This window comes from Frankia nepalensis (assembly GCF_016786325.1).
In the GTDB taxonomy this organism is placed as follows: Bacteria; Actinomycetota; Actinomycetes; order Frankiales; family Frankiaceae; genus Pseudofrankia; species Pseudofrankia nepalensis.
The window spans coordinates 1-1,700 of sequence record NZ_JADWYU010000343.1 but is presented as its reverse complement, the minus strand read 5'-3'; the positions used below and the strand labels follow the sequence as shown (position 1 = coordinate 1,700).

The following is a 1,700-nucleotide window of genomic DNA, read 5'->3' as shown; positions in this document are numbered from 1 at the left end:
CCCAGGGCTTTCATGACGGTGATCGTCTGGTGGGTGTGTCGGAAATGGGAAAGTGCTCCTGAGCTGGGAGGATCGGGCTTGTCGAGGGCCTGAACCATCCATCACCAAGGAGCACCTTCATGGTGCAGAGTACTGGTGTCTACCCGTCTGTCCGTGTGGACGCTGCCGGGCGGGGGGTCGTGTCGTCGGCGGGCGGGGTGCTGTTGACCGAGACGGTCCGTGTCGGTGGGCTGGATCGGGTGCTGTCGGACGAGCTTGCCCGGTGGCGGTCACCGGCCGCGACGCACGACCCGGCGAAGGTGCTGACCGATCTGGCGGTGTCGCTGGCGCTGGGTGGGGACTGCCTCGCGGATATCGCGCTGCTGCGCGCCGAGCCGGAGCTGTTCGGGCTGGTGGCCTCGGACCCGACGGTGTCACGGACCATCGATCGCCTCGCGCTCGACGTGGACCGGGCGCTCGCGGCGATCGACCAGGCCAGAGCGGTCGCACGTGGCCGGGTGTGGTCGCTCGCGGGCCGGCACGCGCCCGATCACGCGGCGTCGGTGGAGGACCCGCTGGTCGTGGACCTGGACGCGACCCTGGTGACGGCCCATTCGGAGAAGGAACAGGCCCGGCCGACGTTCAAGAAGGGATATGGCTTCCACCCGTTGTGGGGGTTCATCGACCACGGCCAGGCCGGTGCCGGGGAACCGGCGGCGGTGCTGCTGCGCGCGGGGAACGCCGGGTCGAACACGGCCGCCGACCACATCACGGTCGCCACCAGAGCACTCGGCCAGCTGCCGCGACGGCTGCGCCGGTCTCGTGCGGTGCTGGTCCGTGCGGACTCGGCGGGTGGTACGCACGCCTTCGTGGGCTGGCTGCACCGGCGCCGGGTGGGGTACTCGGTCGGGTTCACCCTGCCCGACACCACCGCCCAGCTGATCGCCCGCCTTCCGAAGGAAGCGTGGACGCCGGCCTACGACGCCGAGGGCCAGCCGCGCCCCGGCGCGTTCGTCGCCGAACTGACCGGCCTGATGGACCTGGCCGGCTGGCCGCCGGGAATGCGGGTCCTCGTCCGTAAGGAACGACCGCATCCCGGCGCCCAGCTACGGATCACCGACGTCGACGGGAACCGGATCACCGCGTTCGCGACGAACACCGTCCGCGGCCAGCTCGCCGACCTCGAACTGCGCCACCGCCGCCGCGCCCGCTGCGAGGACCGGATCCGCGGCGCGAAGGATACCGGCCTGACGAACCTGCCGCTGCACGACTTCGCGCAGAACCAGATCTGGTGCGCCCTCGTCGCGCTCGCCCTCGACCTGATCGCCTGGACCCAGCTCCTCGCCCTCGCAGATCACCCAGCACGGCGCTGGGAACCGAAACGGCTGCGTCACCGGCTGTTCTGGCTGGCAGGACGGCTCGCCCGGCACGCCCGCCGGACAGTGCTGCACCTGGCCGCTCACCACCCCTGGACACCACTCGCCGTCCAGGCGATCACGACGCTGCGCGCGCTACCCGCCCCCGGATAACCCGCGCCACCGACCTCCCACCCCGCCGACCAGGAGAAACACCGCTCCGGGCGTGGACCGGACGCCCACCCCGCGCGACAACGGGGCACCCGGCCACGGCCGCACCCGGACCGACCGGCAAAACTCAACATCAACATGGGTGGAAGGCCAGCTCGCGATCACACCTGGCCGAGGCACGAAAGATCCGGGCTA

The 1,700-nt window shown here is 71.2% G+C and carries 1 protein-coding gene; it reads left to right on the top strand.

From position 1 onward, the window contains the following. The first annotated feature begins 119 nt into the window (after positions 1-119). Positions 120-1,508, top strand: a complete 1,389-nt coding sequence (locus I6A81_RS41085) for an IS1380 family transposase (protein WP_203008469.1) — start codon at positions 120-122, stop codon at positions 1,506-1,508. The last annotated feature ends 192 nt before the right edge of the window (positions 1,509-1,700 follow it).

What these genes read in the sequence shown, in the direction of transcription:
- I6A81_RS41085 (WP_203008469.1), top strand. Translation starts at nt 120, where the DNA reads ATGGTGCAGAGTACTGGTGTCTACCCGTCTGTCCGTGTGGACGCTGCC.